Source organism: Methanobrevibacter boviskoreani JH1, from assembly GCF_000320505.1.
GTDB lineage: Archaea > Methanobacteriota > Methanobacteria > Methanobacteriales > Methanobacteriaceae > Methanarmilla > Methanarmilla boviskoreani.
The window spans coordinates 74,142-99,939 of the sequence record NZ_BAGX02000020.1; the positions used below are offsets into that span (position 1 = coordinate 74,142).

General features: G+C 30.4%; 24 protein-coding genes. 9 read left to right on the top strand and 15 right to left on the bottom strand.

The features are described 5' to 3' along the window. From mtrE to mcrB, 6 genes are all read right to left on the bottom strand, one after another. Positions 1–882 carry a tetrahydromethanopterin S-methyltransferase subunit E gene (mtrE, locus tag ON24_RS04395; protein WP_040682083.1) on the bottom strand — a complete coding sequence of 294 codons (882 nt, stop codon included), beginning with the start codon at positions 880–882 and terminating at the stop codon, positions 1–3. 281 nt (positions 883–1,163) lie between these two features. After that, entirely contained in the window at positions 1,164–2,819 is a 1,656-nt protein-coding gene (gene mcrA, locus ON24_RS04400) for a coenzyme-B sulfoethylthiotransferase subunit alpha (protein WP_040682084.1), read from the bottom strand. Between the two features lie 14 nt (positions 2,820–2,833). Continuing rightward, on the bottom strand, positions 2,834–3,583 hold the full coding sequence (gene mcrG, locus ON24_RS04405) for a coenzyme-B sulfoethylthiotransferase subunit gamma (protein WP_040682229.1): 750 nt from the start codon (positions 3,581–3,583) through the stop codon (positions 2,834–2,836). Between the two features lie 2 nt (positions 3,584–3,585). Continuing rightward, positions 3,586–4,182 (bottom strand): methyl-coenzyme M reductase I operon protein C, encoded by a 597-nt coding sequence (gene mcrC / locus ON24_RS04410; protein WP_040682085.1) that lies wholly within the window; start codon positions 4,180–4,182, stop codon positions 3,586–3,588. Positions 4,183–4,187: 5 nt separating this feature from the next. Further along, positions 4,188–4,643 (bottom strand): methyl-coenzyme M reductase operon protein D, encoded by a 456-nt coding sequence (mcrD, locus tag ON24_RS04415; protein WP_040682086.1) that lies wholly within the window; start codon positions 4,641–4,643, stop codon positions 4,188–4,190. Between the two features lie 54 nt (positions 4,644–4,697). Beyond that, positions 4,698–6,029, bottom strand: coding sequence for a coenzyme-B sulfoethylthiotransferase subunit beta (gene mcrB / locus ON24_RS04420; protein WP_040682087.1), 1,332 nt, complete (start codon positions 6,027–6,029; stop codon positions 4,698–4,700). An 806-nt stretch (positions 6,030–6,835) separates the two neighbouring features. Here mcrB and mmp10 point away from each other — a divergent pair. Beyond that, on the top strand, positions 6,836–8,110 hold the full coding sequence (gene mmp10, locus ON24_RS04425) for a methyl coenzyme M reductase-arginine methyltransferase Mmp10 (RefSeq protein WP_040682088.1): 1,275 nt from the start codon (positions 6,836–6,838) through the stop codon (positions 8,108–8,110). Between the two features lie 50 nt (positions 8,111–8,160). Here the strand turns inward: mmp10 and ON24_RS04430 are convergent, their stop codons facing one another. From ON24_RS04430 to comB, 4 genes are all read right to left on the bottom strand, one after another. Continuing rightward, entirely contained in the window at positions 8,161–9,321 is a 1,161-nt protein-coding gene (locus ON24_RS04430; RefSeq protein ID WP_040682089.1) for a metallophosphoesterase, read from the bottom strand. A 171-nt stretch (positions 9,322–9,492) separates the two neighbouring features. After that, on the bottom strand, positions 9,493–10,410 hold the full coding sequence (locus ON24_RS04435) for a methanogenesis marker 7 protein (RefSeq protein WP_016359099.1): 918 nt from the start codon (positions 10,408–10,410) through the stop codon (positions 9,493–9,495). Between the two features lie 98 nt (positions 10,411–10,508). After that, entirely contained in the window at positions 10,509–11,060 is a 552-nt protein-coding gene (locus ON24_RS04440) for a hypothetical protein (protein ID WP_040682230.1), read from the bottom strand. 235 nt (positions 11,061–11,295) lie between these two features. Further along, complete coding sequence (comB, locus tag ON24_RS04445; RefSeq protein ID WP_040682090.1) at positions 11,296–11,994, bottom strand: 2-phosphosulfolactate phosphatase; 699 nt, start codon at positions 11,992–11,994, stop codon at positions 11,296–11,298. 257 nt (positions 11,995–12,251) lie between these two features. Between comB and ON24_RS04450 the strand changes: the two genes are divergently transcribed. The 3 genes from ON24_RS04450 (at position 12,252) to ON24_RS04460 (ending at position 15,249) form a co-directional block, all read left to right on the top strand. Then, positions 12,252–13,424: a TraB/GumN family protein gene (locus ON24_RS04450; RefSeq protein WP_016359102.1), complete on the top strand. Its 1,173-nt coding sequence runs from the start codon at positions 12,252–12,254 to the stop codon at positions 13,422–13,424. A gap of 205 nt (positions 13,425–13,629) precedes the next feature. Next, positions 13,630–13,848, top strand: coding sequence for a DUF1922 domain-containing protein (locus ON24_RS04455; RefSeq protein ID WP_016359103.1), 219 nt, complete (start codon positions 13,630–13,632; stop codon positions 13,846–13,848). 45 nt (positions 13,849–13,893) lie between these two features. Then, positions 13,894–15,249 (top strand): hemolysin family protein, encoded by a 1,356-nt coding sequence (locus ON24_RS04460; protein WP_040682091.1) that lies wholly within the window; start codon positions 13,894–13,896, stop codon positions 15,247–15,249. A gap of 216 nt (positions 15,250–15,465) precedes the next feature. Here the strand turns inward: ON24_RS04460 and ON24_RS04465 are convergent, their stop codons facing one another. The 4 genes from ON24_RS04465 to ON24_RS04480 all read right to left on the bottom strand — a co-directional run bounded on the left by ON24_RS04465 (position 15,466) and on the right by ON24_RS04480 (position 19,111). Beyond that, positions 15,466–15,711 (bottom strand): hypothetical protein, encoded by a 246-nt coding sequence (locus ON24_RS04465; RefSeq protein ID WP_040682092.1) that lies wholly within the window; start codon positions 15,709–15,711, stop codon positions 15,466–15,468. Between the two features lie 8 nt (positions 15,712–15,719). Then, on the bottom strand, positions 15,720–16,535 hold the full coding sequence (locus ON24_RS04470) for an N-acyl homoserine lactonase family protein (RefSeq protein ID WP_040682093.1): 816 nt from the start codon (positions 16,533–16,535) through the stop codon (positions 15,720–15,722). A gap of 416 nt (positions 16,536–16,951) precedes the next feature. Continuing rightward, entirely contained in the window at positions 16,952–17,809 is an 858-nt protein-coding gene (locus ON24_RS04475) for a TIGR00269 family protein (RefSeq protein ID WP_016359107.1), read from the bottom strand. Between the two features lie 204 nt (positions 17,810–18,013). Then, positions 18,014–19,111 (bottom strand): DegT/DnrJ/EryC1/StrS family aminotransferase, encoded by a 1,098-nt coding sequence (locus ON24_RS04480; protein ID WP_040682094.1) that lies wholly within the window; start codon positions 19,109–19,111, stop codon positions 18,014–18,016. Between the two features lie 266 nt (positions 19,112–19,377). Here ON24_RS04480 and ON24_RS04485 point away from each other — a divergent pair, with 266 nt between their 5' ends. From ON24_RS04485 to cofG, 5 genes are all read left to right on the top strand, one after another. Then, complete coding sequence (locus ON24_RS04485) at positions 19,378–20,574, top strand: tRNA (guanine(10)-N(2))-dimethyltransferase (protein WP_040682095.1); 1,197 nt, start codon at positions 19,378–19,380, stop codon at positions 20,572–20,574. 754 nt (positions 20,575–21,328) lie between these two features. Continuing rightward, the gene (locus ON24_RS04490; protein ID WP_016359110.1) at positions 21,329–21,805 is read left to right on the top strand and encodes an Lrp/AsnC family transcriptional regulator; all 477 of its coding nucleotides are present in this window, start codon (positions 21,329–21,331) and stop codon (positions 21,803–21,805) included. Between the two features lie 216 nt (positions 21,806–22,021). Next, the gene (gene mptA / locus ON24_RS04495; RefSeq protein ID WP_016359111.1) at positions 22,022–22,957 is read left to right on the top strand and encodes a GTP cyclohydrolase MptA; all 936 of its coding nucleotides are present in this window, start codon (positions 22,022–22,024) and stop codon (positions 22,955–22,957) included. A gap of 83 nt (positions 22,958–23,040) precedes the next feature. Next, on the top strand, positions 23,041–23,484 hold the full coding sequence (locus ON24_RS04500; protein WP_016359112.1) for a DUF2120 domain-containing protein: 444 nt from the start codon (positions 23,041–23,043) through the stop codon (positions 23,482–23,484). Positions 23,485–23,831: 347 nt separating this feature from the next. Next, positions 23,832–24,971: a 7,8-didemethyl-8-hydroxy-5-deazariboflavin synthase subunit CofG gene (cofG, locus tag ON24_RS04505; RefSeq protein ID WP_050553550.1), complete on the top strand. Its 1,140-nt coding sequence runs from the start codon at positions 23,832–23,834 to the stop codon at positions 24,969–24,971. Positions 24,972–24,991: 20 nt separating this feature from the next. Here cofG and ON24_RS04510 read toward each other — a convergent pair whose 3' ends face one another. After that, the gene (locus ON24_RS04510; protein WP_040682096.1) at positions 24,992–25,747 is read right to left on the bottom strand and encodes a class I SAM-dependent methyltransferase; all 756 of its coding nucleotides are present in this window, start codon (positions 25,745–25,747) and stop codon (positions 24,992–24,994) included. Between the last annotated feature and the right edge of the window lie 51 nt (positions 25,748–25,798).

Genomic DNA, 25,798 nt, shown 5'->3' on the forward strand with positions numbered 1-25,798 from the left:
TTATTCCTCTTCATATGGACCAAATTTATTTCTAGCATAGGTTTCAACTTTGTAATTTAAGTAAATTAAAAGTAAAACAATAATAATACCAGCAATTTGTCCACCAATAGTTCCGAAAACAATAGTAATCCAGAAGCTTAAAAATACGATTAAACCGAAACATAATCCAGTAATAGGTCCACCAAATCTAGAACAGAAACCTACTACATCAATAGAGTTTTTAGCTCCGATAGCTTCTTTAGTTACAATATCCCCTTGAATAGCTACAGGAGTACCAGCACCGTAAGCGAATTTTTGGTATTCACTTTCGGATCCATAGTATACATCACCAGTAGATGATCCGATAGCACCAATAGTTATACCCCAAAGTACAGCTAAGATTGGTAATGGGAATATGTGTAAAGCACTTCCATTAATAGGAATAATCATTAAATAAGACATACCAACAATACAAAAAGTAGCAATAAATCCATGACCAGCAATTGGTCCTAAACATTCAGTCAATACATCCATAAACAATGGTTGTCCAAATTGAGATTGACCTACAATACGTCCCATATGAGAAGTTACTGTATAAATAGAATGAACGAAAGCACCAACAACTGCACCTAATGCAATTGCTACAATAGGCATTACGTTTAAGTATGACATAAATACAAATGCAACAGCACCAGCAACACCACACCATACACCGTATGCTACAGGTTCACCGGAAGTTGCCTTATTTATAATTCTATGTAAATGTCCCATTTGAGGAGCTAACTGAACTTGTGAGTTAGGGTTACTTTGTGAACCTACATCAGATTCTAAATCTTCTGCAGCTCCACCGATAGTTGCAGCAGCACCCATCAATGCGACAACACCTAAAGTTATAGGGTCCATAAATTTTTTCCTCCTTAGTTTTTATTAAATTAATAATTTAATAAACGTGAAATGTAGATTTTTTATTTAAATTGTCAAATCAAACAATTAAAATTTATTTCTGATAATAAATTTTACTTATAATATTAATCCAAATATTAATCTCTTCATTTATTTGATACATCAGTAAAACTAAAAAACCAATGTATTAATAATAATATTTTAACTTTTATATAAAAACTTTTCTAAATTCCTTCACAGAATAAAAAAAATTAAAAAGAAAAAAATAGGTGTTAATACACCTATTTAGCTGGAATGATTAAAGATCTTTCACCAGCAGGTGAGAATTCTCTTAAAGCACCTTTAGCAATTTCAGCACGTGGTTGAGTGAAGTCGAAGCATAAGTTCTTATCAGCAAATGCAATTTTAATTAATGGGTTAAATGAAAATGCATCTTTACGTGCAGCGTGAGGAGCTTGTGCAATACCTGCGTATTCACCTTGGTGACCTACGTTCATTGCATAGTTAGGATAGTTAGGACCTCTCATTTCAAGTGGTAAACCTTCATCGTTTCTTATAGAGAATACGTTAGCAGCACCACATTGATCTTGTAAATCGTAACCATAGAATCCTAATCTGGAGTGTTGTTCTTTGTGTAAGTATTGTGATAAGTACCATGCACTTAAACCAGTTTGAGAGTTACCAGTTGCAAATGCAGTACAACAACCGGAAGCAGCTGCAGTAACAGCAGCTCTTTGAGATCCACCGAATTGGGTTTCAAGTAAAGCTGGGTATTCATCATATTGTTCTAATGCATAGAAGGTTACTTCAGAACCTACATCAAGAACAGTATCCATGTTGTTAGGAGCTTCGGTTAATCCGCCATATTTATCCTCTACGTAATCTTTACCATAGTAAGTAAAGTCATCAAGAATGTTATCAGTATATGCTGCAGTAGCATATTGAGTGAATCCTACACCACCAGACATGTATGAACCTAACCAGATTTGATCGTATAATGCAGCACCAGCAGCTACAACATCTAATGTTACTTTTACTGGATCATCTACATTAACTCTGGAAGATTGTACAATATCAGCTATGTAACCGAATGGTACACCACCAGGTTCGTTAGCTGCTCTTGCTCTTCTTTGTGGTAATGGAGCACCCATTTGAATAACTTCTGCGTGTTTTGTAGCGAATGCGAAATCACCAGTTGCACCTTCACCAGCACATTGGTTGTATGCGGAAATCATTGACATACCAATTTGCATAGCAGACCATCTTGAGGTAGTACCTCCATCACAAACTCTTCCTACTAAAGAAGGAACTCTGACAACTTGCCAGATTTTATCACCAACTTCAGCTTTAAGTTGAGCAGCTTGGTCATCAGGGAATTCTTTGTTAATATCTAAAACATAACATTGATCGATTTCATCTGCTAACTCATCGTCACCAGTGAAAATTTTAACATAACTGTCTGATACTAAGTATGGGTTAGTTTCTACCATGTGTTCTTGTACAACTGCTGCACCAGGCATTGCGTGGTTTACAGTTTCTAAGTAATTGGTAATGGTTTCAGGAGTTACTTCCATACCTAATCTTCTTTGAAGTACGTTATGAGCAGTGTTTAATCCTACAAGTACAGTTCTCCTAATATCATCCCATAATTGTTGGATAGCTGCATTGTTAATAAAGTGTAAATCATCTCCTTCTACAAAGGTATCGGTAGTAGATAATTGGTAAGGCATTAAAGTTCTTTGACCTAATGGACTTCCAATATCTGGGTTGTACATAGGAATACCCCTTTCTTCAGCTATTTCTTTACCAGCTTCGTAAAATTGGGTTTTCCTTTCTGATTGTTTCCATCCACCTAAATTGTAGAAAGTAGTGGTTTTATCTTCTGGAGATTCTTTAAATTTTTTATTTAATGCTTCATAAAATTTCTTATCAGCCATAATAATAACCTCCCCTATTCAGGGTTATATCCTCCTTGAGTTCTTGTAAGGTGGATTTTATGTAATACTTCTACAGCGTCTTTGTCATCTCTGTATTTGTCACCATCTACTCTGTAAATAGTAGAGATAGATTTTAATTTGTCTTCATCTAAAGGTTCACCAATATCAATTGGTTCATCTAAAGGAATAGCAATTTGGTTTTTAACCATTTCGATATGTCCAGTTTCTTTGTTTTTAAGTTGTCTTCTTAACATATCAAACATGATACCGTCTTCATCTAATCTTAAAGAGTGACCGTGTACAGATTTACCTCTAATTCCAGTTCTTGCTGGGTCAAAGTATTCAGTTTCTAATAATTCTTTAGAAAGTTTTTCTAAATCTCTTTCCCTTGCTTCAATAACTTGTCTTCCTGATAAAGTACCAGTATCAATTCCTCTGTATCTGTTCATGTAAGATCTTGCTCTTACATAAGGTTGAGCTGGAGCAAAGTACATGGAATCAGCAAATTGAATATATCTTACTCTGTCTCCTGCTTTTGCACCGTCAATAGGTGTAACAAGTTCTCTTACAATGTCATCAGGCTCATCCATTTCATCTAAAGGAGGGTGAACATGTTTATATTCTTCACCTGGAGCTCTGTGACCTAATATTTTTACTACATCTTCGTCTGAAATTTCTCGTAATTTTTCTAACTTTTGTTCTGGGTCAGCAAAATGTCTTCTGTTTTCAGAAACTTGAGATGTTCCTGGATAATATTGTGCCATAATCATGCATCTCCTAATGCTAATTTAACTTTTCTAATAATTTCGTCTAATTGTTCTTGAGAAACTGTTTGTCCTCTAATAACACCACTAATTATATTAATAATGGTTCCTTTTGTTTTAGCTTCATCGGGCATAACCTTAGAAGTTTTAACCCCAATCTTTGCAAAATCCTCGAAATCAACAGGATATTCACAAATAATCACACAAGGTTTATTAACATTTCTTAATATTAATCTTGCTTTGTAAATAATATGGTTTCTAACACCACCTAAGTGAATAACTAATAACTTATATTGTTTTAATTGTTCAATCTCATCAGGAGTTAAACCAAATAAACTTGAAGCACCTGCACCTGGTGCATCTCCTGGAAGACCAGCACCACCATTCAATACCATAGTACTTGTAAGTAAATTAGCTTCACGTAAAGCAAATGTAATCTCGCATACAGGTTTAGTAATATGTCTTTTACCTGGAGACATAGCTACTGCTATTACATCACTTCCACATTTAGCGAAAGTACCTCTTTGAGCAATACCTCCTCCTTCACCAAGACCCATAGTTTCTCGGCAATCAACTACATGAGTTGTTCTTCCTATCATATTACCTATTCCATATCATCATTAATAAAATTAAGATCATCTGCCATTTGTCTTCTAGCATCAGTCATACCAATTAACTCATCTGGAAGATTATCATCAGGACCATATTTAATAGCATCGGACACGGTCCTTTGCTTTCTAATATATTCACTTCTACTTGTGTTAATATCATATCCAAAAGGAAGATATTCACTGCAAATCTTATCAATTTCATTGATTGCAGACTCGGAAGTTAACTCAACCAATATACGACCTGTTTTAACTTTAAGGGTTATAGGTTGACCTTTAACAACTATTTCTCTTCTCTCCTTATATTGAGGAAGAAGATCAGGATCATCTGGGGGGAGTCTAGGTCCATGAATAATTGTCCTATTTACATCCTCTAAACTTTCAATATCATTTAAGATTTTCTCGGTTGTATCAGGACCAAGCATTCTATGTGGAAAAATTTCAATATCCATTATATCAACCCCGTTATTAGACTTATTATTAAAAAATAATTAGTTTTTATAAATTTATATGTCTCCTTTTATGTCTGAAGCTGCTTCAGCAACATATTTGAGAGGTTCTCTGAATTCATCAATACTACTGTATACTTCTTTAATTAATCCAGAAGTTGCTTCTGGAGAGAATAATTGAGTACCAGCATCTAAAGACATACCTGCAGCTACACAAGGAATAGTGTAACCTTTACTGTGTCTAGTTACAACGTGGTTTCCGTTGAATAAACCAGGACCTCCTCCACCATAGATAGAGTGACTGAAGAAACTGAATCCTACAGCTACACCTTCACCTCTACCAAAGTCGAGACCAGGTAAACCAGTTGCAAATTCAATTGAATCGTTGAAGTATAAAAGTGTGGATGGAATACCTTGAGCAGCACGAGCAGCACCAACGTTTACCATAGTTGCAGCAACAGAACCTGCAGCTACATATGCGTTCCATTTTGCGAAATCGTCGGTTTGGTATAAATTAAATCCATGTAAATCTTTTTCAACAGAAATTACATTATCATCAACTGCTTTTTGAATAGTATCATTCATAATGTCACCAACGGAAGAATCAGTAGCATTATCTTGTACTAAACTTAAGACCATGTTATCAGCATTCATACCTTGGTAAGCTAAACCTAATAAGTGAGTTCTTTCGAATGCACCAATTGCATCTCCCATTTCAAACATAGCAGTTTGTTCTAAGATACTAGCTAAAGCAGTAGCTTGGAAACTGTTTTTAAGGGTAGTTGCAACCATATCGTTAGCTTTAATGTTCCTGAATGAGTAACCAGGACCTTCTAATTTTTGAGGTACATCTAACATAGTTTTAATATTAGATCCGTCATAACTTACGGTTTGAGGATACATACCTAAGATAGCAGCTTTAACCATGTTAGCATCATACATACTTACATCACATGTTTCAACAATAGCTTGGGTTAATGCAGTAGAAGTTGCTAAGGTTGCAACAGAGTATTCTGCAGCTACATCAATTCTTCTTGTAGGTACTTGTACTAAAAGTCTTTTACCTCCGGAAAGAGGTTCAACTACAGTATCATCATCTTCAGTTACTTGAATCATTTTTTTTACAGAAGCTGCAATCGCATCTACATTTGCTACAATATCAAGATCTAATTCTCTTCCTAATATTTTAGAAGCTTTTGTTCCAACAGCAGCATTACGTAATGAATTTTCAATACCTTCTAAGTTTACAGCAACGGTTCTTTTAATACCAGCAGTAATTTCTTTAATAGCTGGATTACGTACTGGACTTAGAGCTTCAATAGGTACATCACTATCAATTAATGTACCTCTATCGTCGTATAAATCGACTTTATCATCAAACTTCGCCAATTTTTTCCCTCCTAAATAAATAGAGTTACAAATATACCACTTAACATAAACTTTAATTTTTGTTTGATTATGTCAAGTTAGCTACAAAGCAAGTATTTTGCATAGAAGCATATGGTATACAAATTTTAATATCTTAAAGATATAATATAAATATTACCTTTTTTTACAATCAGTAAAATTTATAAGTAATAATAAATCCCTTTTAATTAGTAAAAAAAGAATAAAAAGTAATACTTTTTTAAAAGACAAAACAGGAAAATTAAGGCAAATAAAGAAAATAGACCGATTGTAAAATAAAAAAAATAACTCAATATTATTTTAGTTTAATCAAAATAATTTAAAATCCGTTTAAGATAAATTAAAAAAGAATTAAAAAGAACTTAAAATTCGATGAATTGACATTAAATTAATAAATTTAAAAAAGGTATTACTTCAAATATGAAAAGATAATAAAAAAATTTCGAAAAATTTGAAAACATTAATAAATAAAATAAATTAAAATAGGCTAACTTTAAAATAAACTTATATATTATATTAGAAAAATCTTTAAAATAAAATAACCTAAAATAAATATAAAATATCAATGCCTTATATTTTAAACAAAAAATAAACCTTTTAAAAACTGTTTTAAATTTTTCTAAAAAACAATTTTTCAGATAAATATTAAAAATATAAGGGGAATTGCAGAAAATAGTAAAAACTAATATTATAAAAAATAGATATATCTATTTAATATTAAATATCTACAATAATCAATATATTAAATAATATATAACAATAAAAAAATTATAAACCGAAGGATTAAAATGCAAATTTTAGCAGATGTTGGTGGTATTCCAGGAAAGGATTGTAGGGGTTTTTGTAAATACTGCTACTTTAAGAAAGTCAAGGATGTGAAACCTTTAGGATGCAAATATTGTCCACCTAATCAAATAGGATGTGAAAGATGTTCTATAGGAATCCAGGATGCAGAATCTGAATTTAAACCGTTTTATTTAGTTGCCAATGAGGTTCAAACTACCTTAATGTTAAACCCACCTAGAGACAACAATCTAAAAATAAACATTAGTGGTGGAGGAGACGTAAGCTGTTATCCCCAGATTAAAGATTTAGCAGCCACATTGCACCAATTCCAGATACCGATACATTTAGGATATACAAGTGGTAAAGGTATTGACGATGAGAAGTGGGTTACGGATTTAATTAATCTTGGAGTTGATGAAGTAACCTATACCCTATTTGCAGCAGATGCTAAGTTAAGACATCAATGGATGGGAGATCCGAATCCTGAGGTTTCCCTTAAGGCGGCTCAGATATTTTCAGAAAATACCGAATTACATGCTGCAATGGTAATCATTCCAGGGGTAAATGATGGAGATATTTTAAGAAACACCTGTGAAAAGTTGGAAGAATGGGGAGCAAAAGCAGGTATCCTTATGAGATTTGCAAATACAACAGAAGGTGGATTAATACTAGGTAATGGACCTATTGTTAAAGGTATTGAAAGCCAATCTGTTGAAAGCTTTGAGCAACTTGTAAGGGAAATCAACTCAGAATTTCCAAAACTTAGAATTACCGGAACACCAGTATGTGATCCCGAAACAGGTGCACCGTTCGCACTTGCAAATAAAGGTAATGAACCATACTTGGATTTTATTCCGGAAGTTACAGGTTATGCAACAATCATATCATCTGCTGTTGCAGGACCAAAAATAGCCAGGATATTTGAAAAGATTGGAGCAAGTGATCATGTAAATGTAATATCTACTAAGAAGGATATTGCATGTTTAATTACAAAATATGATCTTGAGGATATTGATTTAACCAATGTTCAGGATACGGTATTCATTCCAGGAAGGGCATATATTCATGAACTAGATGCAAATAGAATATTTAGTGCAGACGGCATTGAAAGACTTGTAACACGTGGACCAGATACTTTAAGTGTTGATGGTGAATTAAGTGGAACGTTGACTGAAGAGGATGTAATAGAACAAGAATTAATACAATTTAGAGAGCTTGTTGGAGAAATAAACTTCTATGGAAGAGATTTTAAAGGAAGACATGGAAATATTCAATAAAATAGAAAATTATCATGAACTTTCATTCAATCCCTATAATTAAAAGGCTTTTAAAAAAAGCTATTTTTAAAATTTTTATTATTTAACATTAAAACCACTATTTCTGAATCAGTACCTATTCTAATAGGAGGACCCATAGTACCTAAACCAGTGCTTACTGATAAATAAAATCCATCTGAAACATCATAATTACTAAAGGCATAAAGTCCTTTTAGTTTATGATAAACAGCCTTAACCCATAGATTTGCAGGATAAAACTGTCCTCCATGAGTATGACCAGACAATTGTAAATCCACACCCAATTTTTTAAAATATTCATAGAAGATAGGCAAATGGAATATTAAGATATTTGTTTCAGATTTATTTACAGGTAGATTAAAATGGCATTCTTCCCATTTACCTTCCATATCCTCATACTTGAAATCTAAACCTATAATATTTAAGCCCAAATCTTTCATATCCAAACTATCACCGTTTAAAACAATGACACCTAATCCTTCTAAATCATTTAATAAACCATTTATATCCTGATAATGGTCATGATTACCTGGAGTAAAAATAACCTTAGGTTTTATATCATTTAAAGGTTTCAAATCTTCAATATTAACTGGAGAGGAACCGTCTACAAGATCTCCTGAAATAATAACAATGATATGTTCTATACCCTCCTGTTTTAAATCAAGATAAACTTGATTGATTTTGTTTTTTAGATTTACCAGGATTGACTCTCTTCTAATGGAACCAAAGTGCACATCTGAGATATGTAAAATAGCTATTGATTCATTATCATCCCCTTTTAAAATAGGTAAATTATGATATTTTACTTTAATGTGATGGGCATTATAATAGCCATAGACTCCAAGAACAATCACCAATGAATATAATATTAGAACCAATTCCCGTGGAATTTTTATAAAGAGGCCTAAGACATATAATAGGATTAGCTCAAATAAAAACATCAATGAGGCCCATTTCCAAAGCTCTGAAATCTCCATAAACATTCTTGTAATTTTATAGGAGGCTTTTATCTCAACGGTAATGGATATGATATTTATTAAAGCCAGAAATAAACAGATGGACAAAAGAACCACGGGATTTAATTGACAGTTAATATACTTGAATAAAGCATCAATTAGAAAATAATTATAGATAAAAAGAAAGATTGTTCCAATTGGTCCGTTGATTAAGTATCTTCTTTTGAAATATTCCATAGTATCCCATTATAAAAAATTATATAAAAACTATTGACCAATAAGATATTTAAAAATTTTGAATTGAAAAAAGTAGTTACATAAAAAACAATAAGAATAAATTTTGGATATTCTAAAATTCAAAATTGAAAAAAGTAGCTAAAAAAAATAATAAAAAAAATTTAAAATAGATTAATTATCCACAATGGAACTTTCACTATATAATTTTACTAGGGTATAATTATACATGTGTGATCTATTGATATCCGCTATGTCTGATAAATATTGGTCGTTTACAACAACCTGACCTATTTTATCATGATATTTGTCATAATCTAGTTTCACCCTTAAACCGTCTAACTGTGTTGTAATAGGAGTTGGAGTGTGAACATCTTTGATTTCTGGTAATTGTCTTTCAATAGCGTTTTTAACCATTACAGGAGGTGCCAAAGGAGCATCTTCAGCCATGTATTTTTTCTTACGGTTTAAGATATCCTCTGTAGTTTGAACTAATCTCCTAAGTGCACGGATATTTTCACCACGTTTAAGTCTACGTGGAATTCTACCTAAACCTCCAACATATGCATCGGCACCAGGCAATTCCTCAATGTCTATATCAGGAGCACCAGTTACAATTACAGGAATGTCTATATCATCAAACAAAAATGATTTCTCAATAATACAATCTTTGAAACTTCCAAGGGCAAAGATAGCCAAATCATGTTCCTCAATCAAATATTTTTCCTCTTGTGAGATTCCGCTTGTACCCTTACCATGACCTCTTGCCAAACCTATCATGTTATCCTTTGCACCGAACCTTCTAAGATACTCGGATATATCACATGCCGCATGTGGTAAGTGGTGTCTTGCCAATGTTGGTGAAACAATAGCTATTTCAGAACCTGCCATAGGGGCAAAGGTTAGTTTACCTAATAATTCTTTAGATTTCTCTTTGATTTTATCAACATCATCAACTGGTACAGCCATATTCAAGACAAGATCCATTTGGATAACATTTTCCTGTATAATAAATCCACCTAAATCTTCAATAAGCTCCCTCATTTCATTACTTTTATGAATTCCACCAGAATAAGTTAAGGTTTCATACACTATAAACATCTCCTACTTTAAAAAAATACACATTAGTATAGTTATATTAAGATATTAAATTACTACTTAATAAATTTTATAATTAAGATTCCATATTCCTATAAAAGACCAATATTTAATAGGATGGAATATCTCAACTCGGCCCTTTCAATAGGATCTTCCGGAACATTATGATGGGATGGTATTTTAACTAGTTTATAATTACCACTTTCTTTTATATCTTCCATATAATCAGGATAAATTAAATAATCAAAGTCAGAATCATCAATATTGAAGTTCATATCTTCGACAATCTCCTTTAGGAAATTAGATAATACCTTAACATTAATATTATGATTTTCCTCCCTTAACTGTGAGAACTTACTTGTATTTGTAAACCATTCATAGATTAGATTATAATCCCTTATCTTATCGATTACCTCATCCTTACTTAGAGGTTTAGACGTTAAGTTTGAAACCTCAATGATGCTCTCTAAAATCTCATTAAAGGTATTTAATTTCAGAGGTAATGAATCAATGTCTGTCCCACTCTCTGATAAAAGGATTGCAAAATCGCCATCCTTACTTGAAGGATGTTTATTCACCACATAATCACTGATTCCTCCAAGTTCAACTACCTTCCTACACATTGGCGTTGTTACTATCTTCATATTATCCTCCCATAAAATTGAAATCATGTCTATATATTGATTCAAAGATACATTAAGATTATCACCATATAAATTGATAAATAAATCCATTTCTATAATCCAAATAGTTAATTGAAAAAAATTATCTAAATTAGATTTTTAAAATAGATTCATTCAATTTAGAAATTAAATCTTGTAAAAAAATATAAAAAAATCAAATATTTTTAATATAATTTAGATAAAATAATAAAACTTATCAAAACTTGGTAATTGTACCATTTTCATATATACCAACATCATCAAAAATATCCCTTTTTAATGAAAAATCAATATCTTTTTTAGAACCTACATTGATTAATCTTTTAGCTGAAAAACCATCAAATATAGCCTGATTTACCATCTCATCATTATAAGAGGCTAATTTTGCTGATACCGCATATTCTGAAAATTCACAGTTTAAATCCTGCTTCTCATTATAATAATCAAGCCATCTTATTATAAAACCAGCTGCAAGATAATCCTCAATTGTGAAATTACCCTTCCAACCTGCCATTACAATATCTATATGGTTGTCAGCCACTTCAATACATTTTTCAGCACATGCCTTTCCATTAACAAATCCCCCAATTAAAACATGGGGACTTTCCATATTCTGAAGAATTCTTGTACCGTTACTAGTGGTCAATATAAAATTTTCCTTATCTGTTTCATATTCCAAAACATCCTCTGGAGAATTACCCAAATCAAATCCGTCTATTTTTGAACCTTCCCTTTCACCTGCTAAAACTCCATCATATTTAATGCTTTTAGAGATTGCATCTTCCTTTGAAAATGCGGGGATGATCTTTTTAAAAGAAGATAAGGCAACAGTGATAGTAGTACTTGCTCTTAATGCGTCAATCATAACAGAAGTGTCATTTGAAATGGTTTTCTCAAAACTTAAACTTACCTTCATTTTATCACAAAAAAAATCCATTAATAATATTTTTATTTATTGTTTATATAATGATTTTAATTAAAAATCAGAATAATGAAAAAAGTCTAAATAGCTATTTAAGTAACAAACATATAAATTATTAAAGGTTAAAAAATCAATTTATAAATAGTAGTATAATAAATATTAAATATTAAAATTTATTAAAAAATTATACAAATAAAACTATTTTATCATATTATTTTGTTTATTTTAACAAGCTACTAAGAAGTGTTATTTTGAAAAGAGAGAATTTAACTATTATAGGTACTGCACATGTATCTGCCGATAGTGTTGAAGAAGTAAAGAACACCATATATGAAGTTCAGCCAGAGGTTGTGGGAATTGAACTTGATTATGGAAGATATCAACGTCTTCGAAATGAGATGAAAGGTATTGAAACCGACGATACCATTTCCATGAGAAAGATTATTAAGGAAAATAAGGTTGGTATATTTTTTGCATCAAGTATCTTAGGTTATATTCAAAATAAGATCGGTCAGGACGTGGACGTTAAACCTGGTTCTGAAATGATAGGTGCTATAGAGGCTGCAGAGGATTTAAACATCAGGATTGCACTTTTAGATAGAGATATTAACACCACCCTGCAAAGGGCATTGAATAAAATGAGTAGCTGGGAAAAGGCCAGATTTGTATTTGAAACACTTAAAGCCGTTTTAATTGGTGAAGACGAGGAAGAGGAATTTGACATCGAAGAGTTAAAACAGGAAGATACAATTGAAGAGGTAATGAAATTCTTTAAAGAGGAGTCACCTGCAGTCTATGAGGTTTTAGTTAATGAAAGGGACGCATATCTTGCAAGAAGCATTTCACTCATTCCTGAAGACAATGTGATTGCAGTAGTAGGTGCTGGACATAAACATGGTATAAACCATTACCTAGATCATCCTGAGGAGATTCCGACATATGAGGAGTTAACCGACATAAATAAGGGCAAGGGAATACCATGGGGAAAAATCATACTTGCATCCATCCCAATAATATTTATTGCGATATTTTTTCTGGCTTTTATTCATGGTGTAAATATTACCAATGAACTTTTCGAATATTTCTTTGTGTATATCATTATGGGATTTTTAGGCAGTATTTTATCAGGTTCTAAGATACCCTCAGCTATTGTAGGGGGATTAGTTGCTCCATTTACAGTAATGCATCCATTACTTGCTGCAGGTATGTTTTCAGCACTTGTGGAATTACATTATAGGCCTGTTAGAAAAAGAGACATTAATAATTTAGGTGAAGTTGAATCCCTAAGGGATTTATGGGGCAATAACATATTTAGAATATTGCTTGTTTTCATTGGAACAGACATAGGTGTAAGCATAGCAACCTTCTTTATATTACCTACAAATGTATTTATCCCACTTGCAATGAAAGTATTCGGATTATAAAAATAGTTAATATAATTAGATAAAATATGAAGCATTCATTCCAGATATAAATAAATAGTTTCACTTAGATAAATAAGAAAGACCATATTAGAAAGTATGAAATAAAAAATTCATAAGTTTTTATAATAAGAATGCAATAATATATTATATATACATAATTATTTTTAAAATAAAAAGTCTTTGATAAAAAAGGTGAATTTAAAAAATGTATCTTATTTTCCGTTGTGACTGTGGAAGAGTATTATATGCTAAAAAAGGACAAGCTACTAGAAAATGCGTGTGTGGAAAAGTTCTAAAAGTTAAAGAAAGAAGAATATTTAAGAAGGTAGCAACAAGAGAAGAGGCATCAAAAGCAGTTCAAGACATGCAAGAAGAAATTCACGGATTTAAAGGTTTTCAAACAGCAAATGATTTGAAAAGATAATTTATTTTTAGGAAATAATCATTACTATTTTATAAAGGAATTGAAATGATAACAGAAATCATCGAAATTATTATTATAATAATATTAATCATCATCAATGGTATTTTAACAATGGCGGAATTAGCTATTATTTCGTCAAGAAAATATAAGCTTTTAAAATATGAGCAAGAAGGACATAAAAGCGCTAGAACAGCTATTAATTTATTAGAAGATTCTACAAACTTTTTATCAACGGTCCAAATTGGAATTACTGCAAGTAACATTATTTTAGGTGTAGTAGGTGGTGCAACCTTAGCCGGTCCATTATCAGCTTACCTTGGACCATATATTCCATATTCCTATACAATAAGTTACATTATAATTGTACTTATTACAACATACTTTACCCTTATTGTAGGTGAAATTGCACCTAAACAGATAGCTATCAACAAACCTGAAAGGATAGCTATCAAAGTTGCAAGTTCAATGGAAACGTTATCCTGTATATCTGCACCAATAGTAAAACTATTAAGTGACTCAACAAACCTATTACTTAGAATACTTGGTGAAAAAAGTAATGAGAAACATGAAATCACCGAGGAAGAAGTTAATTTACTTATTGAAGAGGGTATTGAAGAGGGAAATATTGAAGAAGAGGAGAAAGCCATTATTCAAAGGGTCTTCCGTCTTGATGCTCAAAAAGTAGATATGATTATGACACCAAGAAATGAGATTGTATGGTTGGATCTTGAAGACAGCGATAAAGAGAACAAAGCGAAAATCATTGAGAGTAAACGTTCAATATTTCCGGTAGCCTCAGGAGAACTTGATGACTTTATTGGAGTAGTACAAGCTAAAGATTTATTGGGTTCATTATTTAACGGTAGAAAACTAGACCTAAAAAAAGAACTTAAAAATCCTTTAGTAGTTCCAGATAATCTTTTATCCATGGAATTATTAACTAAATTCAAACAAAATCAACATTACGTCCATATGGCCCTTGTTGTAGACGAGTTCGGTACAGTTCTTGGTTTAATTACCTTAAATGATTTACTTGAAGGGATTGTTGGAGATATACCAGGTATTGATGAGATGGATGATCCGAAAGCTATTGAACTTAAAGACCATTCATGGTTAATGGACGGTAGAATTACAATTGATAGATTTAAAGAAATCTTTGATATTACAGACCAGGAGTTACCTAATGAAGAGGAGGATAATTTCTCAACTATTGCAGGTTTCATATTAGGATATCTTGAAAAAATCCCTACAGACGGAGAAACATTTACATGGGATAAATTCTGTTTCGAAATATTAAGGATGGATGGAAACCAAATTGATAAAATCCTTATAAATATTGTAGAACCAGAGGAAAAAGAGGATACAGAGGAAAACGATAAAGAAGATAATGACGAGGAATAATCTTCTTTATTTACTATTTTTTTAACTTAAACATTTTATATTAAATTCAATAATTTTAAAAGCTCTAATAATTTAAGGGAAACTAATTTTCAATATTAATAAATAATATAAGATAGAATCCAAGACAAAATAAAATTAAAAAAAGAATAAGATTTAAAAGTTGCCTTTCTGATTTAATATTTCTAGAACCTTCATAAATTTAAAAAAAGATTTAAACTATTTTTTTGATTTAATATTTTTAGAACCCTTATATTTGTTCTTTTCAATTTTTTCTTTTCTTAAAGCTCTTTCATCTTTGGTATTAAAGTAATCATATAAAGCATATATAAAAATAGCTACAATTACAATATCTAAAATAATGTCATAATTATGAATATTATAGTTAAAATTCACTATGGATATTACAAGTAAAACCATTAGAACAATTAATAAGGAAACATATTTTAATTTATCTTTATCCATAAACACACCTAAATCTCGATTATATGAGGTTTCACTTCAGGATCATGAGAAGCCAATATCTCAACACAATTGTCAGCTTTAGATAATTTTTGAATCCATTTTAAACATCTTAAGGTTCGAACCTTATCATTTATAATCCCAGGTAATTCAAGATTTTCCCAAGATGCATGGGCATAAGCTGCATCACCAGTAATTAATACAAACTTACCGTTATTTTTTATTAAAACACCAGTTGAACCTGCAGTATGTCCTGGAAGATAAATTAAATTGATTTTACCATCACGGAAAACATCATAAGATTTAAAGTAAGGTCCCATCTCACCATTCCAATCAAACCTATCAAAGATTGTATCTTTCCAAAGTTCCTTTATATAACGTCCTCCTCCTTTATTAGCTGCTTTTAATTCATCCCTTGAAACAAGAATGAATTCAGCCCTGTCCTGAACATCCCTTATTCCATCAACATGATCAACATGCATATGGGTTAAGATTAAAAACTGTAATTTATCAATTCCCAATTTGTCTAGTTGTTCTACAATATTCTCACCAGATGGGAGTATAGGTTTACTTGCAATATAACCCTTTAAAGGCAAATGAGATTTATAATCCTCCCTAGATGCTACAGACCATCCAGTATCAACTAAAACGTTACCCTTAGGATGTTCTATCAAATAAGAAAAAACAGGAACTTTAACTTTATGCTTATTTGATCTAAATAAACCAGTATATGCAATTGGATTATAGGACTTATCTTTAAAAGCTAAAGCCTCATCTACTTCCACATAACCTGTATTCAAAACATGAATCTTAATTTTATCTTCCATTATAATCCCTAAAACTACAAATTTTAAATTAGTATTTGTTAATTAATAAATAAATATTAATCTATTTGATTATTAGATTAAATTTAATAAAATTAAAAAAGAGAAAAAATCGCCAGAATAAAATAAAATAAAAATATGAAATATTTTTTAAATAATGAATTAGGTTTTATAATAAAGATTCTTAATTCAATAAATAACTCATTTTATAAAAAATTCAATTTGTTATAAAAAAAAATAATAAACTAATAAAATACCATTAAATATTTTTAAAAAAAAAAAAAAAAAATATAAAACCCCTTTTAATCAGTAGATTAATATTTACATCTTTAAAGAAACCAATTTTTTAATTAATAAATTAAAATCACCTGTTTAAAAAAAAGTTAAATAGTAAATCAATAATTTACAAAGATTAAAAACTAATTAGATTCATTTAATAAATCTAAAATTTCACAGGCCTTACAGACATCTGATGATGTTGGCTCGCCACAATGTTGGCATTCATATAATCTTGGACTTTCCTCTGTAACATTTAGTGTTTTAATAAAAGAGGACAAAATATTCTCCTTAATTCCAGAATTTTCATCTTCTGCTTTATTCAAGAATCCTTTAATCTTTGAACGTAAAGATAAAGAGGAATAAGGGCATTCTGCAAGATGAACATCAATATCATTAATTATCGCCCACATACCCACCTCTTTCTCAGGTGTATTCCATAATGGTTTTATACGGGGAATAAGTTTAGGATGTATTTGTTTAAGTTCCGGACCAAATTTAGAGAATTTGAGAGTATCTCCCCTTGCAAAACTCATTAAGAAGGATTGAATTTCATCATCAAGATTATGTCCAGTGGCTATTTTATCTGCACCTACTTCGTATGCTGTTTTATTCAATATATAACGTCTAAAAACACCACAAGGAATACATGCACTTTTAAAATTAGAGTAAATATCATCTAAATTATAGTCAAATGTTTCTTTAAATGATTTCTGAATAAGGCGAACATTACAAAGTTCTGCATTACTTATCGCCGCATCAATTCCAGATTGTCTATAACCTTCAATACCCTCATCAACTGAAATAGCTACAAGATCAAAATCAATATTGGAATCTTCCTTAAAACGACTTAATGCATGTAATGTTAAGACACTATCCTTTCCACCGGATAATGCAACTGCAATTTTTTCTCCGTCCCTAATCAAATTATAATCATTAATTAAATTGTTAATACGGGTAAATATTTCTTGATTAAACATATCCTTATCTACTTTTACCATATTATAAAAGTTAATTTTTAAAATTTATAAAATTAATTATTTTATAAACCAATTACTCCAGGAAGATAAGATTCGATATTTTCAACTTATAGAATCGATTGTTTTAAAATAGCCATACTAAAAAAAAGAGAGTAATGAAAAATAGTTTAGATAAAAAAGAGTCAAAAAAATTTCTAAAAGAAAGATAAAAAAGAAGATTTGATTTTAGCAGAATTTCTCTGAACCTTCTTTTACAACTGAAATGATTGTATCCAATTCATCTTTAGTTAAACTAGGATGTACCGGTAAAGAAATTACTTCATCAACTATTTTATCGGTTACAGGACAGGATTGATTGTATCCTAAATCCTTGTATAATTTCTGGTTGTATAATGGGATAGGATAATATACTCCACAGCCAATACCTTTTTCATTTAAGAAATCCAACCATTTGTCCCTATCGCCATCTACCTTAATGGTGTATTGATGGAATACATGTTTATTGCCTTCTTTTACAACAGGAGGAACAACACCTTTAACATCTTTAAGACCATCGGTTAAATAACTTGCATTTTCATTTCTTTTATCATTAAATGAATCTATTTTTTTAAGTTGAGCAAGACCTATTGCTGCAGCAATATCGGTGGATCTGAAGTTGTAACCTAGATAATCATGATGGTATTTTACAGAAGAACCATGTGCCCTATATATTCTAGCCATATTAGCAATTTCCTCATTATCAGTAGTAATCATACCACCTTCACCAGTGGTCATGTTTTTAGTTGGATAAAAACTGAAACAAGCTACATCCCCAAGAGTTCCTACTTTCCTACCTTTATATTCAGCACCATGTGCCTGTGCAGCATCTTCAATTACAAGTAAATTGTGTTTATGAGCGATGTCTAAAATAGGATCCATATCCGCGGATTGACCATATAACTGTACAACTAAAATAGCTTTTGTCTTATCTGTAATGGCATCCTCAATCTTTGAAGGATCCATAGTAAATGTATCTTCATCAATATCCACAAATACAGGTCTAGCTCCAGTATATAATACAGAATTAGAGGTTGCAGCAAAAGTAAAACCTACAGTAATTACCTCGTCACCTTCACCAATACCACATGCAAGTAAAGCAGTATGTAATGCAGTAGTTCCGGAACTAGTTGAAATACCATATTTAGTACCAATCCATTGTGCAAATTTCTCTTCAAATTCTGATACTTTTGGACCTTGTGCAATCATTCCTGATTTTAAAACTTCTACTACATTATCAATTTCTTCTTGTTCAATAATCGGTTTAGCAATATTAATCTTAGCCATAAAATCACCAAGTAAGGATTAAATTAGTCTATAAATTTAATTAATAAAATATCCTAATATAATTTATAAATAAGATAATATATAAATCAAATTGTTTATCCAATTTTTATAATAAAATATGGTTGAATATTTTAAATCTAAATTAACCATAGATAGTAATCAAAAAGAAATATTTATTATTTATAACCTTAAAATTTTCTATATAACAATGTTTTAAAGAGTTTTTAACCAAGTTTTAATATAAACACATTTTAAAGGGAAATACCATGAGTGAAAAAATTACATATGATAAGGAGAACCTAAAAACCGTTAAGGAAGGATTAACCGAAGTCAAATTTCCGGAATTTGACAAAGTATCCTCTGATGCTCCAGTTTTCTATAATCCAAAAATGGAATTAAACAGAGACATTTCCATTCTTGCCATTCAAACATTCCAGAAAGAATTATCACAGAGGATAAACGTCGCAGATGTATTTGGAGGAAGTGGAATCAGGGGAATTCGATATAAAAAAGAAATAGACAATATTGGAAATGTTGCTGTAAATGATATTAATCCTCTTGCAAATGAATTTACCAAAATCAATGCACTACATAACAATATTGATATTAAAGAGGACAATTTCGAAATATTCTCACATGAGGCGAATAACTTTTTAAGGATGACCAGAGGGGAATTTGATGTTGTTGACATTGACCCATTTGGAACCCCTAGTTTTTTCGTTGATTCTGTAGCTGCATCAATTAAAAGAAACAGTCTATTATGTCTTACTGCAACAGACACCTCTGCATTATGTGGAACATACAAAGCACCATGTATACGTAAATATAATGCAAAACCATACAAAAGCGAATATTGCCATGAAAACGGTATTAGAATACTTGCAGGTTTTACAGCTTTAACCTTTGCCAAATACAAGAAATACATTGACATCAAGCTATCCCATAGTACCGAACATTATATGAGAATATACATGGAAATTAAAAAAGGCTCCAAAGCAACAGATGAATCCCTGGAAAATATAGGTTACATTTCACATTGTAAAAACTGTTTAAACAGGGAATTTTCCTATGGATTAGGATCAAGTACCATAGACAGATGCCCTGTTTGTGGAGAGAAAATGGTTCATGCAGGACCAATGTGGCTTGGAAAAATTGAGGATAAGGATTTTATAAAGGGAATGTTAGGATTACTTGATGTAAAAGAGTTGAATACCAAGGATGAAATAAAGTCATTACTTGAAAAATGTTTAAATGAGGCTGAGTGTAATCCTAGCTCTTATGACATACATGAAATATCAAGATGTCTTAAGATTAGTGCACCTAAGATTGATAGAGTAATGGAAGACTTAAATAAGAAGAATTATTATGCAAAAAGAACTCATTTCTCACCAACTAGTATTAAAACAGATGCACCTATCGAGGAGATAAGAGATTCCGTTAAGAAATTAAGTATTGGAAAGTAAGTCCTTTTAAAAAATCCCCTTCAAAAAATAAGCATTTTAAAACAAAATATTTTAGGGAAATAATCCTACAAATAACATCACAAATACATTTTAGAAATAATGTATTAAAAATAAAACCATAAAACAAAAGTCAAAAAAGAACCAATAACCTAAAAATGAAAAAACATGGAAAATAACCTTTAATATATTGAAAATGGTTGAAATAATTAAAAACGATTAAAATCATAGAATAAATCGGATTAATCCTAAAACACAGAAATATTAAACAAAAAATATACTTATAAAAATGAACCAATTCCAATGAAAAAAAGATAAAACATTAATATAAAGAGTTTTTAAAATTTGGATAAAAAACAATATTTGTTTAATGAAATAATAATTTTAGGGATAATTATATGATATTTAAATTACTAAATAAAATTGAATCAATGATTTAAATATCTTAATTAGAAGGTTTTTAAAAAAAAATATAGAAACATAAGATTCAAATCAAATAAGCTGAAACTTGTTTAATTTATTAAAAAATAGATTAAAACAATAAAATAAAAGAAAATAAATCAATCTTAAAAGGATTTATCTTAAAAAAATAAAATTATTTTAAATAATGTTTAACTTAAAATAAATAATTTAATAAAATTATAAAGAATTTACAAAAAGTTTAGAAAAAGAAAGAAAAATTTATAAACTTAATGAATCTAAATAAAATTAATGAACTATATTTAAAAATTTATTTTTTTTAAATAGAGGGTTGGAAATGAATAAAAAAGAAACAGAAATAGTCAAATTAGATGAAACAGATAAAAAAATTTTAAAAATCATTAACGAAGATGTAAGAGTATCTTACAGACAAATCTCAAGGGATTTAAATATTTCAGTAGGTACTGTACATAATCGTATTGAAAAAATGGTTAAAAGTGGAGTAATTGAAAAATTCTCACCAGTAATTAACCACAGAAAGTTAGGTTTTGTACTTACCAGCATAATTGGTGTTAAGGTTAAAGGTGGAAAACTTGAGAACTTTGAGGAAAAGATTTCATTTAACAAAAACGTTGTAGGTATCTATGATGTTACAGGTGAATATGATACTTTCCTTATTGCAAAATTCAGAGACACCGATGAGTTAGATGCATTTATTAAAAATATGTTAAAAGAACCAGGAGTAGAAAGAACCTATACACAGACAGTGTTAAATGTTGTTAAAGAAGATATGGGTTCTGCAAACATTCTCTAGATTAACATAAATTTTTTATATTAATTTATTAATTAAAACTGAAACATTTTATGAGATTAAGTAAAAAATATACCTTAATCTTACTTATTGATTTTAAAAAACTACTTTTTTTAAACAATTTATAAATTTTTACTTATTTTAATAAGGATAAACTTATATATAATTTAAAATAAAAAAAATATAGATTTATTTAAAAATAGAAAAAGAAGGTAAATTATGGCAGACTGTTTTCCAGATACACAAGATCATGAACCAAATGTTCCTATATCTTTATCAAGAGTAGGAGTTAAAGGAGTTAAAAAATTATTAACATTACACAGAGAAGGTAAAAGACCAATCGTATTAATACCAACTTTCGATGCATATGTAGATTTACCTAGTGATCAAAAAGGTATCCACATGTCTAGAACTCCAGAGGCAATTAGTGAAGTTATGGAAGAAGCTACCAACAGTGTAGCTGTTGAGGTTGAGTCTATTTGTGCTGAAATCGTAAGTAAAATGATGACCAAACACGAATATGCTAAAAGGGTGGAAGTCAATATGACAAGTGATTATATGTTTAATAGAAAATCACCTGTCACTCATAAAAACTCCCAGGAAATGGGTAAACTAATTGCTAAAGCAGTTGGAATAAGAGAAGGAGAGGAAGTAAAAATACGTAAAAGTATTGGTGCAGAAGTAGTTGGAATGACCGTATGTCCTTGTGCACAGGAATCTGTTAAAGAAGCAGATAAAAGAAAATTGCTTGAATTCTTAGATGAGGAAACTACCGAGAAAGTATTAAACACTGTAACATTCGCATCACACAATCAAAGAGGTGTTGGAACAATACTTATAGAAGTTCCTGAAAATCAGAAAGTCAATGCAGACAAGATCATTGAAATTATAGAGCAATCAATGAGTTCACCTGTTTGCGGACTATTGAAACGTCCAGATGAAAATGCTACTGTAATGAATGCTCATAAGAAACCAGTATTTGTAGAAGACTGTGTAAGGAATATGGTTGAAAAGATCATTGACGAATTTGCATACTTACCAGATGATACTGTTATAACCATAAGTCAGTTAAATAAGGAAAGTATTCACAGACATGACGCATTTGCAGAAAAAACATCTACAATGGCAGAATTAAAAGAAGAAATGAAAGTTTAGATTCTGAATTTGAATCTAATCTATTTAATTTATATTATTAATTCCAATTAATTTTTTATTTGAAAAAGATTTTAAGGGATAGAATGTCACATTTACATAAAATTGCAGGAAGAGTAATGGGAGAATTTAATTCATTTAAAGGCTCCAGACCAGCATTAGATAATGGTGAATTATTAGTTGTTAGATCTGTTTGTCAAGGAAACATTGATATTCATAATGAGGTTGATGAAAAGCTTGATAATTTAGTAAAGGAATTAAACGGTAGGGAAGTCAATGTAGTCTCTGATGAGGCAGGAAAAATCATTAATAAAATGGATGAACAGGTAAGAACAACTGTAAAAATAAATGAAACCGCAGATTCTAATGGTGTTATAAGGATGGCCCATGATTTGGAGCAAATGGGATTAACTGTAAAATACAGACTTTTTAGAATGGAACATGCAGATGTATTCGTTGTATTGTGGAAGGACAAAAACAATAATGGCCCATGTTTTATTGAAACAACCATATCAGACGAGTATGTTTAAATAATATCCTTTAAATTTAATTTTAAATCCTTATTATCTTTTATTTTTCATTTAAGTAATTTTTCACTACTTTTTTTATCAATTCCAAAACCATTACTTAAAAATTTAACTAAATTTTCATTACTTTTTTTATTAATTCTAGTATTATTACCCAAAAGCTAACCAATTTTGATACTGTTTTTATTAATTAATTAAAAGTTAACTAATTTTAACGGAACTTAAATTAAACATCCTAAGATAGTTTGATTAAACCTTTTAAAAATTACAAAGTTAACAAAATAAAAATAATAAAATATATTTTTAATTATTGACTAATTTTATAATAATAAATAATATTAATGATTTTTATGGAAATTATAGATAGTTTAAGTAATGGAAAAATTACAATAGCTGATTTATCAAAAGAAGACCTCCTAGATTTAATTACTTGTGAAGGTCAAGATGTAAATGATCTAATGAAATTAGCTAACTCAAAAAAAGAAGAGACAGAAGTTACCTACTCCAAAAATGTTTTTATACCAGTTACAGAAATCTGTAAAAATGACTGCGGATACTGTAATTTTAAGAAAACACCAGATGATCCAGATGCAATCATACTTAAAAAACCAGAGGAAATATTGAAAACCTTAAAAGAAAGTGAAAGATATGATTGTAAAGAGGCATTATTTACATTCGGTGAAGATGCAGATGAGGAAGAAGCAGTGAAAATAGCACTGGATAAACTTGGTTATTCAAATATTATTGACTATACTTATGATTTTTCAAAGTCAACACTTGAAAATACACAGTTACTGCCACATACAAACTGTGGAAACATGACCTATAGGCAGATGAAAAAACTTAAAGAGGTCAATGTTTCTATGGGACTAATGTTAGAAAATTCCTCCAAAAGATTAATGAAAACAATAGCCCATAAAAAAAGTCCTGGAAAACTACCTAAACGTAGAATAGAAACTATTACAAATGCAGGTAAATTAAAGATACCATATACAACAGGGATTTTAATTGGTATTGGAGAGACCAAAGAGGAGGTAGTTGATTCATTACTTACAATTAAAAAAATTCAAGAAAAATATGGACATATCCAGGAGATTATTATTCAAAACTTTACAAGGGCTCCGGGGATGGAAATGGAAGACTATCCAGAACCTACATTATTGGACATGATTAGAACAGTATGTCTTGGAAAACTATTATTTGATGATGTATCTATCCAGGTTCCTCCAAACCTTAATTATGAAACTGCACAGGTATTTTTATTAAGTGGCGCTGATGACTGGGGTGGAGTATCACCTCTTACTGATGACTATGTAAATCCGACATCACCATGGCCAACATTAGAACATTTAAATAGATTAACTGTAGATTGCGGAAACACACTTAAGGAAAGGTTAGCAGTTTATAAGAAATATATAAACGAGGATTACCTTGATGGCTTAACATTAAATCATGCAATAGAACTACAAAATAGGATAGACAATTCTTAAAGGTTATTTAGACAGACCCATTACTCGATTTGAGCATCTACAACAATATGCATAACACCAGGAGAATATTTTTTAACCTTTGTAAAATTCAATACATTAACTTCCCGGTCTCCTGCTGCCTCTTTGATCCTGTCAACAGGTCTTGTATACATTAGTTTTTCTGGAACAGTTTCATGATAATGAATAATTCCACCGGGATTTAAGGAGCCTATAGCCGTTGGTAAGAATTCATGTGTTATTTTAACATATCCCATCAATATCCTATCCGCTTTATATTTAGGAGCTTCAAAACGACAGTCACCTAAAATAGGCACCATCTTTTCATATCCCGCTTTTTGATTAATCTTGTTCAATTCAATATTTGTCTTTAAAAACTCATAGGAATTAGGATTTAACTCTATCGAATATACTTTTCGAGGATTAGCATGAACACCTATGGGGATTGAAAAGTATCCGATACCTGCAAACATATCCATTACAACCTCATCATCTTTAACTAATTTTGCAATTCTCATTCTCTCGTTAGTATTTCCTTTAGCCCACATAACCTTAGATAGATCCAATTTAAAATAACAGCCATTTTCCTTATGGATTGTTTCAGTACTATCCCCCAACAATATTTCTGTTTTTGGCTCTCTTAAACTTCCTTCTATATGATCAATTTTAACAATTGATTTAACGTGGAATTTATCCCTTAAACTTTCTAAGTGACTCTTAGATAAATCATCATAGTCTTTATCTAAGATTAAAATCTTACCAATAATCTTCCATTTCATAATAATTACCAATCTAAAAAGAAATATTTATATATCTAAATATATGAATTT